This is a genomic window from Brevibacterium sp. HMSC24B04 (genome assembly GCF_001806835.1).
GTDB lineage: Bacteria > Actinomycetota > Actinomycetes > Actinomycetales > Brevibacteriaceae > Brevibacterium > Brevibacterium ravenspurgense.
Map to the genome: position 1 here is coordinate 36299 of NZ_KV786072.1, position 14577 is coordinate 50875.

Sequence of the window (14577 nt, forward strand, 5' to 3'; positions counted from 1 at the left end):
GAGGTGGAACTCAGTTTTTCGAGTTTCTTCAGCTCTGAAGAAGACCCGAGTAGATCTCTTCAAAGGTATCGAGAGTTGCTGAGATATCGTGGCGAGCCGCAATCTTCTGCGCGGCCAAGCTCATAGCCTTGCGCTCATCAGCAGGGGCCGTGGCGATTTCAGTGAACGCCTGCGCATATCCGTCGATGTCCCGCGGTGCGATGAGTCGGCCATTGACTCCGTCCTCGCACAGGTGCGGGAGGGCCACCGCATCTGCAAGAACTACGGGAACACCCGTAGCCAGAGCCTCGAGAGTCGCGATCGACTGCAGTTCAGCGGTTGAGGGCATGCAGAAGATGTCTGCTCGCTGGTAGGCGGCCACGAGTTCAGCATCGCTGACCTTTCCGCGCAGAACCACGCGATCAGCAATTCCAAGCTTGTCTGCAAGGTCTGCCAGTGCTTTTTCCTGTTCGCCCGCGCCGATGATCTCAGCCCGCAGGTCCAGTGCCGGATCGGTCTTGGCAATTGCCTCGATGATGTCCTCGATGTGCTTCTCAGCCGACAGACGACCAACAAAGAGGATTGTGGGCGAGGTGCCGGCCCTGTCATCTGCTGGATCGGCAGGGTGGAAGTGGGACAGGTCGATGCCGCAGGACACTGCTCGGATCGGCTTGTCAAAGCCGTGTTGGTGGAGCAGGTCCGCGGCCAATTGGGTGGGAACCGTGATGTAGTCAGCAGACTGGTATTTCTTCTTCAAGTCCCACCATGCGGCCTTCTCGGCCGCAGCGACGATCGCCCCGGGCGCACTGACGTATGGCGCGACGTTCTGGGGCATGAAGTGGTTGGTGCCCACAATGGGGATGTGACGGCGACGCGCCGTCGTAAAAGCACGCCGTCCGATGACGAAATGTGCCTGGGTATGGATGATGTCGGGCTGAATCTGGTCGATCAGCCGGTCGAATGCCGGCGCGACGTCCCAGGGCATGCAGATCATCCACGTGGGATGCAGCGGCCAGCGCACAGATTTGATGTAGTGGACCTCAACGCCGCAGTCGTCCGCTCGGTGGTAGGCCATGCCCGAGGGTGAAGGGCAGATGACGTGGACTCTGTGCCCGCGTCCAGCCAGACCTTGGGCGAGCTGCTGGGCGAATGTTGCAGCGCCGTTGACTTCCGGGGCGTAGGTTTCGGCAGGAATGACGATTGTAAGGGGACGGTTCATGCTCGCTGTGAGGTTGGGGACTGGGCGCTCTCGTCACGCTCTCGGCGTTCAAGCACATCGGGGTGAAAGCGAGCGAGGACGATAACTCCCAAGCACGCTACCAGTCCGGCCGCAACCATAATCACAGGAACCCACAACGGTGCGGCAGCGGCCTCCTCGAGTACGACAACACCGAGGATCACCGCGACGATCGGGTCGATCACCGTCAGGCCTGCAATGACGATTTCCGGCGGTCCCGAAGCGTAGCCAGCCTGCACAAACCACGAACCTATTCCACCGCACGCGGCAACACACAAGAGGTTGCTCCAGGTCACCGCTGGCAGTCCCCCTGCAAGGAACTGAGACGCGCAGACATGCGTATTGGTTGCCACACACGCAAAGAGAATGGCCGCGCTGATCACGTTGAACAGCTGATGCGGTCGGCGTTGAACAAGGCGGCCCACAACGGTGATTGTGAGAAGTGCCGCCGAGACCCACACCATCGGGAGGGCCTCAGCACCGAATCTGACGCGAGACACGGCAAAGAGCGAAGAAACTCCTACAAAACCGGCGACACCGGCGACACAGAGAAGAACGGCTGTGTAGACGCGCCGCTTGAACACCAAACCTCGAGCGAATCGGGCGATGAGGACGGAAACGGCCAGTGAGATGGCACCGACGGGCTGAACAACCATGACGGGGGCAAGAGCAAGGGACAGGACACCGGCGGTGACGGCGATGACCATGATCGCGGTACCCAGCAGCCACCTGCCGGATTTGAACAGTCGGAAGAATGAGCGAATGCCGAAGCGCTCAGAGTCGTGCGATGTCGTTACACCGGAATGCTGCACAGCCGCACCTGCGGCAAGTCCTACCGCAGATACCAGTGCAAACCCCAAGGCTGCCCAAATGATCACTCCAGCACTGTACAGCGTTCGAGTGCAGAACCGCTGAGAGAACTGGTGGGGAGGGAAACCGAAGACGGAAAAGCCCCGATCCTGAGATCGGGGCTGAAGCGCTCCTCCGGCTGGGCTCGAACCAGCGACCCTTCGATTAACAGTCGAATGCTCTGCCAACTGAGCTACGGAGGATTAGTGCTCTCCTCGAGCACGAGTCATAACTTTAGAACAGCCTGCGCACAGATGCAAATCCGTCCCACAGCAGCCAGCGAGGTCCACCTCGGGAGCGGTCAAGAGTTCGCCCTGCAGAGCAGAGTTCGCAGGAAATCCAGCACAACCACATGAGGAGAAAACCACCCGCCACCGGCAAAAACTCGCACTGCACAGAACATTTTCAAGCCGACGCGCCGGTCATTTCATAAATTCCCTGTGACAATGTTGCAGTTTTGTCATATTATGGCTTCTTGAAACTCAACAGCCTAGGCTTCGACCTTCTTCCTCCTTCGAGTCGGGCCGTTAGTTTTTATACGGGGAAACATGTCTCTTTTGAATAAAGTGACGGTCGCCGCAACAGCGACTGTCATGCTATTCGGCACGGGCATCGCATCCGGTTCCGCGGTCAGCGCTGCCCCCGCTACTTCCCAGGGAGACACTGGCGAGACCAGCAGCCTGGGTGGTACGCAGATTTCAACCGAATCTGAAGAAGCCGGACCGGCGCAGATGGCCGCCGCTGCCGCTGAGCACGCACAGCTGCTCGGCAATGCGACCGGTGAAGTCAAGTGCGTCATCAAGGACAACGGCTGCTACCAGGCGTTCGCGCAGGGTGCGCTGTTCTTCTCACCTGTGACGGGCGCCGAACCGGTCGTTGACAAGATGTGGCAGCAGTACCGTGCCAACGGCTTTGAAAACGGCGCGTGGGGCTACCCGCTCGACGCACCCGTCACCAACGAAGACGGTTCCGTCACCCAGCGCTTCCAGGGCGGCGTTAAGGAGGTTGCGGCTCCCGCACCGGAGCCTGCACCGCAGCCGGAATCTGAAACGCAGCCGGCACCGGGCGGCAACACCGACAACGGCCAGGAACAGAGCCCTGAGCCCTCGCCCGAAGCTTCACAGGAGCCTTCGGAAGCACCATCGACGCAGGCACCTGAGCCCGCACCGTCGACGCAGGCACCGCAGCCGGCGCCCAAACCCTCACCGAAGCCGGAATCGAAGAAGCCTGCTCCGAAACCAAAACCGAAGCCGAAGCCTAAGAAGAAGGATTCGAAGCCCAAGAAGTCGAAGAAGGTTTCTGAAGACCAGCTGCGCAAGAACATCATCAAAGAAGCGCGCAAGGGAATCGGAACCCGCTACGTGTGGGGCGGCACAAGCCCCACGAAGGGCTGGGACTGCTCCGGCTTCACTCAGTACGTGTACAAGAAGAACGGAATCAACATTCCGCGCGTGTCCGGCGCACAGCGCAGCGCCGGCAAGGTGGTCAAGGCATCTGAGGCCAAACCCGGCGACATCATCTGGGTACCCGGTCACGTCGGCATCGTGTCCGACAAGAAGGGCAAGATGATCGATGCGGGTTCACGCCGCACCGGCACATCCGAGCGCAGCTACGCCTGGATGGTCAAGCGCGGAGCGAAGTTCATCCGCTACATCTGATAAGCGCAGGTCAGCTCAGCTGACACCGCGTTGAAAGACACAGAAAGAGCCGCAGACTTAACTGTCTGCGGCTCTTTCTATCTGCCTGCGCTTCCGCAGTGGCGTGTTCCGCCGGCGCTCAGCCTGCGGAGACGATCTCCGCTCCTTCTGCGCGCAGCTCGACCTTGCGGATCTTGCCCGAAACCGTCATGGGGAAAGACTCACGGACTTCGACATAGCGTGGAATCTTGTAGTGAGCCAGTTTGCCCTGAGCGAATTCGCGTACATCTTCCGCTGTCAGCGTTTCCACTCCTTCGCGGAGGATGACCCAGGCCATGAGCTCTTCGCCGTACTTGGGGTCGGGCACACCGACCACCTGCACATCGCGAATTGACGGGTGCGTGTAGAGGAACTCTTCGATTTCGCGCGGGTAGACGTTTTCGCCGCCGCGAATCACCATGTCTTTGATTCGTCCCGAAATGTCGAGGTACCCCGCCTCGTTCATGATCCCGAGGTCCCCGGTGTGCATCCAGCCATCGGCATCGAGCACCTCGGCGGTTTTGTCGGGCTGATTCCAGTAGCCCTTCATGACGCAGTAGCCGCGTGTGCACACTTCGCCCTTCTGCCCCCGGGGCAGGGTCTCCCCCGTCACGGGGTCGACGACCTTGACTTCCGTGTGCGGCATGACCGTCCCGACGGTTTCCGTGCGGGCTTCGAGTGAATCATCAACTCGGGTCATGGTCGACACGGGCGCGGTCTCCGTCATTCCGTAGCAGATGGCGACTTCGGACATGTGCATCCGCTCGATAACGGCCCGCATGACTTCTACGGGGCACGTGGATCCCGCCATGACTCCCGTGCGCAGCGTCGAAAGGTCGTAGTCGTCGAAGTTCGACAGTTCAAGTTCGGCGATGAACATCGTCGGCACGCCGTACAGCGATGTCGCTTTCGTCTTCTCCACCGCACTCAGGGCAGCACTCGGGTCAAATCCTGCGCTTGGAATCACAGCCGTGCTTCCGTGGCTGAATGCAGCGAGAATGCCGATGACCATGCCGAAGCAGTGGAAGAACGGCACGGGAAGGACGACCGTGTCCTCTTCTGTGTAGGCTAAGGTCTCGCCGATGAGGTAGCCGTTGTTGAGGATGTTGTGGTGGGTGAGCGTCACACCTTTCGGGAAGCCGGTTGTTCCCGAGGTGTACTGCAGGTTGATCGGTTCATCACAGCTGAGTGTGTCTGTGATCTGGCGAATGCGGGTGCGCACTTTGGCACCTTCGTCCGCCAGAAGCCTCTCCCCGGCTTCGAGGAGAGCGGAGAACTTTTCTTCCGGCGCGATCTCGTGTTGTTTCATCGGCGTCGCGGTTGTTTCGTGCGATGTGTCGACGTAGACCACTGACAGGTTCTCAAGTTTTGCGGCGACCGCTCTGCTCACTTCGACGAAGTCGATGTGAGGAGGTGCCGACACCTGGCTGATGAGCATCGTGGCACCGGAGTGCTCGAGGATGAACTCAAGTTCGTGTTCCCGATAGGCCGGGTTGATGTTGACGATGATGACGCCCAGTTTGGCCGCCGCGTACATCGTCAGCACCCATTCGGGAATGTTCTGGGCGAAGATCCCGAGGCGGTCGCCCTTCTTCAAGCCGCGTTCCATAAGGGCGGCGGCCAGGCGATCGGCGTCGCGCTCAAGTTCGGCGTAGGTCCACGTGCGGCCGGTGGGTAGGTCGAGAAGCGCTTGCGCGTCGGGCGTCTGCGCTGCCTGTGTGGCGAAATTGCCGGCAATCGTGTCTCCGAGAAGCCCTGCTGAAGCGGGGCCGGATGAATATGACAGGGTCACGACTCTGTGCTCCTTGCTGTTGTTTTTCACACGCCTGTGTGCGATGCGCATCACTTTGCCACAAACAAGGCACTGTTTCTACAAACACCCGCGGCCACCCGGATGTTCGCACCTATCATGGGGGTATGGGCAAAGTCATAGTCCTCGGCTCGATCAACATCGACACGGTCATCCGCGCACCCCGCTACCCCAGACTGGGTGAAACACTCATGGCGAACAGCGTGCGCACCATGCCCGGCGGAAAAGGAGCCAATCAGGCTGTTGCCGCACACCGGGCGGGCGCTGAAACGCTCCTCTTGTCCTGTGTTGGTTCGGATGCCCAGGGCGCGTTCTACCGCAAACACCTTCAAGCGTCCGGCCTGAGTACGGAGTTTGTGCGTACGACTTCCGGGCCCACCGGGTCCGCGACGATCGTCGTCGAAGATTCCGGCAACAACGCGATTCTGTTTGATCCGGGCGCGAACGCCGCGGTCGGCGAACCGGAGATTGAGGTCATTCTTGAGCATGCACAGCCCGGGGATGTCCTGACGATCGTCTTGGAAATCCAAGACCAGGTGGCTTTGCGCGCCCTTGCAGCCGCTCAAGAACGCGGCGTGACAACCCTGCTCAACCCCTCCCCCTGGACGCAGGCAGCCCAGAGCCTCGCCGATTCAGCTGACATCGTGATCGTCAACGAACAGGAATCAGCGCGACTCAACCGCGTTGACGAAAGGGTGTGCATCACCTTCGGCGCACAGGGCGCTCTGTGGCGCGGCATTCACGCACCCGCGCGCCGAATAGAGGCCGTCGACACAACGGGCGCGGGCGATACGTTCGCGGGGACACTGGCCGCAGCCGTTGCCCGGGGACTCTCGACCGAAGAGGCTTTGCAGGCCGCAACAGAAGCCGCAACCGACATCTGCGAACGCGATGGCGCGCAGGACTGGCAAACACTGAGCAACTAAAACTTTGCCCGGCGTTCATTTAGCGTTAACGTAAACCTTGTCATCCTTCGGTTCCACACCGACCCACATCCGCCTGAGCACGCTCTGCGGTCACGGGTCCTTCACCGCGCGGAGCCGATCTCGCACATAAGCGGAAGAAGACAGTGGATTTCGTCGTACTCATCGTCGTGCTCGTCATCGCCTTGGCGCTGTTCTTCGATTTCACCAACGGCTTTCACGACACGGCCAACGCAATGGCGACCCCGATTGCAACAGGGGCCCTCAAACCGAAAACAGCCGTGGGACTCGCAGCGATCCTCAACCTCATCGGTGCGCTCCTGTCGACGGAAGTCTCCAAGACAGTCTCGGGCGGCATCATCAACGAGGACCGGATAGGCGGGGATCTGTTCCCCTCCCTCATCTTCGCCGGACTGATCGGCGCCATCTGCTGGAACATGCTCACGTGGCTCTTGGGCCTGCCCTCAAGTTCGTCGCACGCTCTTTTCGGCGGACTGATCGGCGCGACGGTGGTCGGCATCGGGTTTACAGCCGTCAACGTCGGCGGCGTCCTGTCCAAGATCGTTCTGCCGGCCATCCTCTCGCCGCTGACAGCCGGCATCATCGCCTTCGTCGCGACCAAGGTCGCATACGGCGTTACCCGCCGCTACGACAAAAAACCCTCGGGCCGTGACGGGTTCCGGTGGGGTCAGATCCTCACTTCAAGCCTCGTTGCACTCGCCCACGGAACGAACGACGCACAGAAGACGATGGGCGTGATCACCCTCGTCCTTATCGCGGTCGGCTGGCAGTCGTCTGCCGATCACGATCCGCAGATGTGGGTTGTCCTCGCCTGCGCCTTCACAATTGCCCTGGGTACGTACATGGGCGGCTGGCGAATCATCCACACGCTCGGCAAGGGCCTCACCCAGGTACGCCCCGCTCAGGGGTTCGCGGCTGAGTCCTCGACAGCAGCGACGATTCTCGCGTCCTCCGCCCTCGGCTTCGCACTGTCGACGACCCAGGTCGCGTCAGGTTCTGTCATCGGTTCGGGCATGGGCAGGCGCGGCTCAACCGTGAAATGGTCCATGGCCGGAAAGATCGTGCTCGGCTGGCTGGTCACTCTGCCGGCCGCGGGCCTCATCGGTGCTCTGGCCGCGTTTTTCGTTGTTCTTTTGGGCAACGTCGGTCTTGTCATTGACTTCTTCGCAGCCACTGCAATTGTTCTCGGCCTCTACCTGTACTCGAAGCGCGACAGCGGCAAATCGGCCGAAGTTCTGTCACACGATGTCGCCGATGCCGGCCTCGCGGTTGACGTTGAAACCGACCTCCCACCCACGCCACGGCAGGCACGTGCTCAGGAGCGCCGCCGCATTGAACGGATCAGCCTCGATGGTGACAGCGGAAAGGAAGAATCGTGATCACAATTGACTGGGGCGCATTCCTCCTGGTGTTCGTTTCCGCTTTGGCGGCAGCCGTGTTCCTCGTGGGCTTTTATGCCCTCGGGCTGCGCCTGTTGGTGGCCGGCGGCAAGCCTCCGGTGGTGCACCCGGCAGAGTTTCCCGACGCCATAACCGTGATGTCACCCAAGCAGATCCGCAAGGCGGAAAAGAAAGCAGCCAAAGCAGCCAAAAAGGTGCCACTGTCGCCTGGTGCACAGAAGCTCGTGCTGCTGTGCGCCTACTGCTGCTTTGCCCTGTGCGCAGCCGTCATCGTCTTCGGTGTTCTGCTGCTGTTGGTGTTCCGCTGATACTCCCGCTCCTCCAGGATTTGTGACGGTTGGGCCGATAGGGTGAGAAGCATGGCCGAAAACTCACCTCACAGCACCAAGCAGGGGCGCAGTCGCACCGCCTACATCATCATCGCCATTATCGCGGTGGCTGCCTTCATCGCGGTTGTCGCACTCGCACAGTTCACGTCCGGCGGCACGCCCTCCGGTGACGAGCAGGCACAGCGCAGTGCCCCCTCCGCCTCGTCCGCCGATGGGGACAATGCGCAAGAAGAAGGCGATTCATCGGAAGGTGCGGAAGCCGCAGCCGCCGAGGAAGGCGAATGGGTTCGCCGGGACGCAGACGACTCCGCCGCTGTTGGCGATGTTGACGCTCCCGTCGTCATCACCGAATGGACCGACCCGCGCTGCCCGTTCTGTGCGCACTTCCACAACAACATCCTTCCGGACCTGCAGAAGAAATACGCTGACACCGGCAAGGTGCGCTTCGAATTCATCACCGTGGCGTTCTTCGGCGAACAGTCCGCGGCCGCCGGAGCGGCTATGGAAGCTGCCGGCAAACAGGGCAAGTACAGCGAGTACTCGGATGCGCTCTATGCGGCCGCACCCGACAAGGGCCACCCTGATCTTCCGGAAGACAAACTGGTGGAGTTCGCCGAAACCGCTGGCGTCGGCGATATCGAGAAGTTCCGCAAAGACATGAACGACCAGGCGCTCATCGACAAGGTCAATGACGAAACTGCGAAGGCTCAGCAGTACTACGGAATCCAGGCAGTGCCCTTCTTCGCGTCGTCCGATGGCGAAAGCGCTCTGCGGGGTGCCCAGCCGGTAGAGAACTTCGAAGAGTTCGTCGACGAACAGCTGGAGAAGGCCGAAGCTCAATGAGCCTGGGGCTTCTTGGAGCTTTTGCCGGCGGAGTTCTCACACTCTTGAGCCCGTGCTCTGCCATGCTCCTGCCGGCATTCTTTTCCTACGCTTTCACGTCACCAAAAGAGCTGCTGGGAAGGACCTTCATCTTCTACCTGGGGCTGGTGACCACGCTCGTCCCGCTGGGAATTCTCGCCGGTTCAGTCGGCGCCTTCGTCACGGTCCACCGCGAAGCTGTCGTGGCGGTGGCCGCCATTGTGGTGGCCATCATGGGTGTTCTCACAGCTCTCAACGTGAATCTCCCGTTCATGCCCTCAGGCGTGCAGAGTGCGGGGCGTTCATCCGCATCGGTCTATCTTCTCGGTGCTGTGTACGGGGTGGCGGGTGTATGTGCGGGGCCTATTCTCGGAGCTGTTCTGACGGTCGCCGCGGCAAGCGCATCCGCGCTGTGGGGTGGCCTGATCCTTGTGTTCTTCGCTGCGGGCATGGCTCTGCCTCTTGTACTGCTGTCAGCCCTGTGGACGCGTCTGCCCGCTGTCCAGAAAATGGTCCGCCCGCGACCGGTTTCTTTCGGCCCGGTGACAACCACGTGGACAAACCTAATCGGCGGTCTGCTCATGGTGGCACTTGCCGCGCTGCTGTTCTTCACGAGCGGCACGGCCAAGCTGACTGGCTTCCTCGGTGCAGGAACGCAGGCGCGCATTGAAGGGTGGGTTCTGCAGAATTCATCAGCCGGCATCGAGTTCGTCATTCTCGGTGCCATTGCCGTGATCACTGCAGTAATCGCCGTCGTTGTTCTCAAACGCCGCGGTCCGCGCAATGACTGACTTCAGTGGCCGGGCAGTCGATTTTGCATTGGGCCGATGCATGGTCTAAGCTAGTACCTGTTGCCCAGACGGGTTCTGGGGGATTGGCGCAGTTGGTAGCGCGTCTCCATGGCATGGAGAAGGTCAGGGGTTCGAATCCCCTATCCTCCACTCGAGAAGCTTTGAGACAGCACTCGTAAAAAAGCCTCCGGTTGTTCCGGAGGCTTTTTCATTTCCCCTTCTGCCACTCTGCACTGACTGTGAGCCACTGCCCTGCATACCGGCTTCCTGGGCTCACCCTCACGCGCTGCATACCACTCTCCTGCATTTCACTGCCATGGCAACATCCTGGTTCTTCCCGCAGACCCCTGGTCATATGCGCGTTCATCTATAAGACTGGTGACTGCGGCTACATCCGCCTAATCCGCAACCAACAACGACGTTCATCATCGGATGAGTTAGGAAATTTCCATGTCAACCATGAAAGCAGCGGTTGCCGAAGAGTTCGGTCACAACCTCAATGTCTCTGATTCCAATCTGCCAGAACCCGGCGAACACCAGGCGCTGGTGAAGCTCATCGCCACCGGTGTCTGCCACACAGACCTGCACGCCATGGAGGGCGACTGGCCGGTCAAGCCCAGCCCGCCCTTCATTCCCGGCCACGAGGGTGTCGGCATCGTCGAGAAGCTCGGCCCCGGCGAGCACACAGTGAAGGTCGGCGACATGGTCGGCAATGCCTGGCTGTGGAGCGCGTGCGGGCACTGCGAACACTGCCGCCAGGGATGGGAAACGCTGTGCGAGCAGCAGGAAAACGGCGGCTATTCCGTCAACGGCTCCTTCGGTGAGTACATGCTCGTCGACACCCGCTACGCCCCGGTCATTCCCGAAGGATCTGATCCTCAAGAGGTCGCACCCGTGCTCTGTGCCGGTGTGACCGTGTACAAGGGCCTGAAGATGACCGACACTCGCCCCGGACAGTGGGTTGTCATCTCCGGCATCGGCGGACTGGGACACATCGCTGTCCAGTACGCTGTCGCAATGGGACTGCGCGTGGTCGCCGTTGACATTGCCGAAGACAAGCTGGCTCTGGCTCAGAAGCACGGCGCTGAAATCATCGTCAATGCTCTGACAGAAGACCCCGCTCAGGCCATTCAGGACAAGATCGGCGGAGCCCACGGTGTGCTTGTCACCGCCGTCCACGAGCAGGCGTTCAGTCAGGCGATCGGCATGTCCCGCCGCGGCGGAACCATTGTGTTCAACGGTCTGCCGCCGGGCGAATTCTCCGTGTCGATCTTCAACGTCGTCCTTGCTGGTCTGACCATCCGCGGTTCGATCGTCGGCACGCGTCAGGACATGGTCGAAGCTCTCGACTTCTATGCCGCCGGCAAGATCAAGCCGACGTTCTCCACGCGCCGTCTTGAGGAGATCAACGATGTCTTCCAGGAAATGCGCGACGGCAAGATCGAAGGCCGCGTGGTCATCGAATACTGATCACTCCCCTGCCGCCGTAAACGGCAGCCGAGATTCACGAGGCGGAGCTTAAGCTCCGCCTCGTGCTCTGTTGGCGGGGGCTGCCGACTGAGTGCAAAGTCCAGTCGCACGGCATGAAATCCAAGAGATTTCACAGGCGCATCGAAGCCAAGACGGTAGAATTGGCGTACGTCAACGACGAAGTTGGCATCCGCGACAGCCGATCGAATGATTCCGAGGTTCGCGGCAGACCAAGCAAAAGAAGGAGACATCATGACTAAAGCCAATATCGGCTTCTGGCTATCGTTGGCAGCCTTCATCGTTCTGTTCGGCGCATTCATTGCATCGGGGACCATTTCAGGAATGGAACGCGATGCGAATATCTACGGCGGGCCGTCCGAGCTGATCTTTCCCATCTCCGGAATCGGAGCACTCATTGCCGCCGGAGTCGCCATAATGTGTGCGGTGAAAGGCCGCTTCTTCAAAAACTGAGGATAACAACAGCCAACCCTCACGAGGCGGAACTCACGTTCCGCCTCGTGTTCTGTTTAGGGACTGCTGCAGAAAAGGAGACCGGAAAACTCGACTCTCTGCTCAACGCCCGGAAAGCTTAGAGCCAGCACTCATGGAAACCGCGGCTCGTCCGGAGCTTCGTACCTTTGTCCTTGCTCTCGAACGGATCTTCACAAACGCCACGGCGCTGACAAGCAGCACACCGCTGACAGCCGCCATGAGCGGAGCTGTGGGCAGGTCGAGCACATAGGCCGTCCAGAAGCCCGCCACCGCGCTGATGACAGCAATGACGAGGCTCAGTGCGATGACGACCGGCAGACGATTGCCGAACAGGACCGCAACCGCCGGCGGCACCACAACGAGCGCGACGACGAGAATAGCGCCCGCGGCATTGAACGCCACCACGACAGTTACGGCCACGAGAGCCATGAGCGTGTAGTCAACCGTTCTAACAGGCAGACCCATGGTGCGAGCCAGAACCGGATCGAAAGTCGCCAGGGACAGCACCCTGTAGGTGCAGGCGATGAAAATCGCCGTGACAGCGAAGACACCAAGAAGCATGAGCGCCGTCTGCGGACCGAGGTTCACTCCCCTGACAAGCACGTGTTCACTCGGCAGAGCCATAAGGTTCAAATCACCCGTCAGCACGGTGTCCTCGCAGATGTGCACCGACTTCAGGCTCGTGGACAGAAGAATCACTCCACCGGCGAAAAGAGCGGGAAAAATGAGCCCCTGATCGGCGCCTCGTGCTATCAGTCCGGTCCGGCGCAGCCATTCAGAGCCGAGCACCACGATCATGCCCATGGCCGAAGCGGCTGCAATCATCCACGGCGAATGGGTTGTGCCCGACACAATCGCCCCGATGACAACACCGGGAAGAACAGCGTGAGACATCGCGTCAACGAGCATTGACTGGCGCCGCAGCACCAAGAACACCCCGGGCAGAGCACATGTCACCGCGGTGGCAACAGCCAAAAACACGGTCGCCGCTGCAATGCTCATCTGCCATTACCTCCCACAACAGCCAACCGGGCTGCATTCCGCCGGGCACGCATGGCCCTGCCGATAACCGAGCGCCGCGGGGCAAAAAGAACCGACACGAGGAAAACTGTGAAGAGCACCAACACCACAATCGGGCCTGTCGGCACTCGCCCGAAGCTGACAGCGGCATAGGACCCGACGGCGCCGGCAGCGCCGCCGATAGAACCTGCGAGCATCACCATAGATCTGAGGCTTCCCGTCCACTGGCGAGCAGATGCTGCCGGCATAATCGCAAACGCCACCATGAGGATGAGCCCCACTGACTTCACGCCGATGACGACGGCAACTGTTGTCGCCACCCCCAGTATTGGCCCGAGCACGGCTGACCGATAGCCCAGGGTGTGGGCAAAGACCGGATCGAAGGTGAACAGCCCAAAAGCACGCCAGCCGATGATGACCGTCAGCAGCGCCGCACCGCCGCACACCGCGATCACAAGCAGGTCTTCGTGCGTTGTGGTTGCGGCATTGCCGAAGATATACGTTTCAATTCCCCCACGGCCCGGCAGCGACGACAGCGACGCCGAGCGCAGCAGCACGATACCGCTGCCGTAGAACAAAGCGAGAACTCCGGCCATGGCTGCATCTGAGCCCAGGCGGGTGCCGCTGATCCAATTCACGGCAAACGCCGCAAGAGACGAGGAAATCACCGCGCCGATCGTCAGAGTCACCATCGACCTGCCTAACACGCCAAGTACGGCAACCGCGATGACAAAGGCCGCAGCAACGCCGAAGACCGCCGAGTGCCCGATGACATCGGCAATGAGAGCCTGCCGGCGGAGATACAGAAAACAGCCCATCGCACCCGAGAAGGACCCCACGAGAACAGTTCCGATGAGCATGGTACGGAACGTGTAGTTCAGCAGAAGCTCACTCGGTGCGACGAAACCCGCGGCCAGCAGATCAGCGGTCTCCACTGGGACCTCCCTCCGCTGTGATGATGGTCCCGAAACCGTAGACCGAGCTGAATTCCCGACTTACGAGCACCTCGTCAACAGGCCCGCTGAGCACACAGTGGCCCTTGTTCAAAACGGCGGCGCGAGTGCAGAAATCGCGGACTGTCGTCAGGTCGTGGTGGACAACAACGACTGTCTTGCCGGATGCGCGCAGCTGGCGAATGACCTCGAGGACGACTTTTTCGCTCGACGCGTCGATGCCCGCCAGAGGTTCGTCGAGGAGAAACAGGCCGGGGTCCTGTGCGAGGATGCGGGCCATAAAGGTTCGCTGCTTCTGCCCGCCGGACAGTTCAGAGATCTGCTGTCCTTCGAGATCCGCAATCCCCATGGTGTTCAGAGCTTCATCAACCCGCTGACGCCGGCTGGCGTTGATGCGGCCGAACAGCCCGACTTCGCCGTACAGGCCCATCGTGACGACATCGCGCACTGTTGCCGGGAAATCCCAGTCGATATCCGCAGATTGGGGCATGTAGCCCACGTGCCTGCGCATCTGCGAAAGCGACCCACCGAAGAACTGCACCGTACCCGCCAGGGGTTTGAGCAGTCCCAGTGCTGCTTTCAGAAAAGTCGACTTGCCTGCACCGTTGGGGCCCATGATGGCAAGCACTTCCCCAACGGGAGCCGCGAGATCAACGCCGTCAAGTGCGAGCTTGTCGTGATACGCGGCTGTCAGTCCGCGCGCTTCCAACGCTGGGGCTCCCGCAATGGGTTCAGCTTCCCGAGCTCTGTTTGTCATCGATGCTCC

General features: G+C 60.6%; 14 protein-coding genes and 2 tRNA genes. 9 read left to right on the forward strand and 7 right to left on the reverse strand.

The genetic code is table 11. The features are described 5' to 3' along the window. Positions 1-28: 28 nt before the first annotated feature. From HMPREF3092_RS02025 to HMPREF3092_RS02035, 3 genes are all read right to left on the reverse strand, one after another. Complete coding sequence (locus tag HMPREF3092_RS02025) at positions 29-1198, reverse strand: glycosyltransferase (protein ID WP_070423672.1); 1170 nt, start codon at positions 1196-1198, stop codon at positions 29-31. Beyond that, entirely contained in the window at positions 1195-2094 is a 900-nt protein-coding gene (locus tag HMPREF3092_RS02030; RefSeq protein ID WP_141737930.1) for a DMT family protein, read from the reverse strand. Before HMPREF3092_RS02030 ends, HMPREF3092_RS02025 begins: the two co-directional genes overlap by 4 nt. 101 nt (positions 2095-2195) lie before the next feature. Further along, positions 2196-2268: transfer RNA gene (locus HMPREF3092_RS02035), tRNA-Asn, on the reverse strand. Positions 2269-2613: 345 nt separating this feature from the next. On the opposite strand from HMPREF3092_RS02035, the gene HMPREF3092_RS02040 reads away from it, so the two are divergent. Beyond that, entirely contained in the window at positions 2614-3723 is a 1110-nt protein-coding gene (locus HMPREF3092_RS02040; RefSeq protein ID WP_083274203.1) for an NlpC/P60 family protein, read from the forward strand. A 118-nt stretch (positions 3724-3841) separates the two neighbouring features. On the opposite strand, the gene HMPREF3092_RS02045 is transcribed toward HMPREF3092_RS02040, so the two are convergent. Further along, positions 3842-5584 (reverse strand): AMP-binding protein, encoded by a 1743-nt coding sequence (locus tag HMPREF3092_RS02045; protein ID WP_070423673.1) that lies wholly within the window; start codon positions 5582-5584, stop codon positions 3842-3844. A gap of 74 nt (positions 5585-5658) precedes the next feature. On the opposite strand from HMPREF3092_RS02045, the gene HMPREF3092_RS02050 reads away from it, so the two are divergent. From HMPREF3092_RS02050 to HMPREF3092_RS02085, 8 genes are all read left to right on the forward strand, one after another. After that, complete coding sequence (locus HMPREF3092_RS02050; RefSeq protein WP_019175357.1) at positions 5659-6477, forward strand: ribokinase; 819 nt, start codon at positions 5659-5661, stop codon at positions 6475-6477. A gap of 143 nt (positions 6478-6620) precedes the next feature. Then, positions 6621-7874 (forward strand): inorganic phosphate transporter, encoded by a 1254-nt coding sequence (locus HMPREF3092_RS02055; RefSeq protein ID WP_019175358.1) that lies wholly within the window; start codon positions 6621-6623, stop codon positions 7872-7874. Further along, entirely contained in the window at positions 7871-8203 is a 333-nt protein-coding gene (locus tag HMPREF3092_RS02060) for a peptidase (protein WP_256174357.1), read from the forward strand. The genes HMPREF3092_RS02055 and HMPREF3092_RS02060 overlap by 4 nt, the downstream gene beginning before the upstream one ends. A gap of 51 nt (positions 8204-8254) precedes the next feature. Continuing rightward, the gene (locus HMPREF3092_RS02065; protein ID WP_070423675.1) at positions 8255-9067 is read left to right on the forward strand and encodes a DsbA family protein; all 813 of its coding nucleotides are present in this window, start codon (positions 8255-8257) and stop codon (positions 9065-9067) included. Beyond that, a complete protein-coding gene (locus tag HMPREF3092_RS02070; RefSeq protein WP_070423676.1) occupies positions 9064-9876 on the forward strand; it encodes a cytochrome c biogenesis CcdA family protein in 813 nt (270 codons plus the stop codon). The genes HMPREF3092_RS02065 and HMPREF3092_RS02070 overlap by 4 nt, the downstream gene beginning before the upstream one ends. A gap of 77 nt (positions 9877-9953) precedes the next feature. Beyond that, positions 9954-10026, forward strand: a tRNA-Ala gene (locus HMPREF3092_RS02075). A gap of 300 nt (positions 10027-10326) precedes the next feature. Continuing rightward, a complete protein-coding gene (adhP, locus tag HMPREF3092_RS02080; RefSeq protein WP_061942615.1) occupies positions 10327-11346 on the forward strand; it encodes an alcohol dehydrogenase AdhP in 1020 nt (339 codons plus the stop codon). Positions 11347-11598: 252 nt separating this feature from the next. Then, a complete protein-coding gene (locus HMPREF3092_RS02085) occupies positions 11599-11817 on the forward strand; it encodes a hypothetical protein (protein ID WP_141737931.1) in 219 nt (72 codons plus the stop codon). Positions 11818-11919: 102 nt separating this feature from the next. On the opposite strand, the gene HMPREF3092_RS02090 is transcribed toward HMPREF3092_RS02085, so the two are convergent. From HMPREF3092_RS02090 to HMPREF3092_RS02100, 3 genes are read right to left on the reverse strand one after another with little or no spacing between them, the layout of a single operon-like run. Continuing rightward, the gene (locus HMPREF3092_RS02090; protein ID WP_070423678.1) at positions 11920-12840 is read right to left on the reverse strand and encodes a metal ABC transporter permease; all 921 of its coding nucleotides are present in this window, start codon (positions 12838-12840) and stop codon (positions 11920-11922) included. Beyond that, a complete protein-coding gene (locus tag HMPREF3092_RS02095) occupies positions 12837-13793 on the reverse strand; it encodes a metal ABC transporter permease (RefSeq protein ID WP_070423679.1) in 957 nt (318 codons plus the stop codon). Before HMPREF3092_RS02095 ends, HMPREF3092_RS02090 begins: the two co-directional genes overlap by 4 nt. After that, positions 13780-14568 carry a metal ABC transporter ATP-binding protein gene (locus HMPREF3092_RS02100; RefSeq protein ID WP_062021614.1) on the reverse strand — a complete coding sequence of 263 codons (789 nt, stop codon included), beginning with the start codon at positions 14566-14568 and terminating at the stop codon, positions 13780-13782. Before HMPREF3092_RS02100 ends, HMPREF3092_RS02095 begins: the two co-directional genes overlap by 14 nt. Positions 14569-14577: the final 9 nt, after the last annotated feature.

Bases quoted from the DNA above. Each gene is read 5' to 3' on its own strand.
- HMPREF3092_RS02025 (WP_070423672.1), bottom strand. From the start codon at position 1,198: ATGAACCGTCCCCTTACAATCGTCATTCCTGCCGAAACCTACGCCCCG.
- HMPREF3092_RS02040 (WP_083274203.1), top strand. From the start codon at position 2,614: ATGTCTCTTTTGAATAAAGTGACGGTCGCCGCAACAGCGACTGTCATG.
- HMPREF3092_RS02045 (WP_070423673.1), bottom strand. From the start codon at position 5,584: ATGCGCATCGCACACAGGCGTGTGAAAAACAACAGCAAGGAGCACAGA.
- HMPREF3092_RS02050 (WP_019175357.1), top strand. From the start codon at position 5,659: ATGGGCAAAGTCATAGTCCTCGGCTCGATCAACATCGACACGGTCATC.
- HMPREF3092_RS02065 (WP_070423675.1), top strand. From the start codon at position 8,255: ATGGCCGAAAACTCACCTCACAGCACCAAGCAGGGGCGCAGTCGCACC.
- HMPREF3092_RS02070 (WP_070423676.1), top strand. From the start codon at position 9,064: ATGAGCCTGGGGCTTCTTGGAGCTTTTGCCGGCGGAGTTCTCACACTC.
- adhP (WP_061942615.1), top strand. From the start codon at position 10,327: ATGTCAACCATGAAAGCAGCGGTTGCCGAAGAGTTCGGTCACAACCTC.
- HMPREF3092_RS02085 (WP_141737931.1), top strand. From the start codon at position 11,599: ATGACTAAAGCCAATATCGGCTTCTGGCTATCGTTGGCAGCCTTCATC.
- HMPREF3092_RS02090 (WP_070423678.1), bottom strand. From the start codon at position 12,840: ATGAGCATTGCAGCGGCGACCGTGTTTTTGGCTGTTGCCACCGCGGTG.
- HMPREF3092_RS02100 (WP_062021614.1), bottom strand. From the start codon at position 14,568: ATGACAAACAGAGCTCGGGAAGCTGAACCCATTGCGGGAGCCCCAGCG.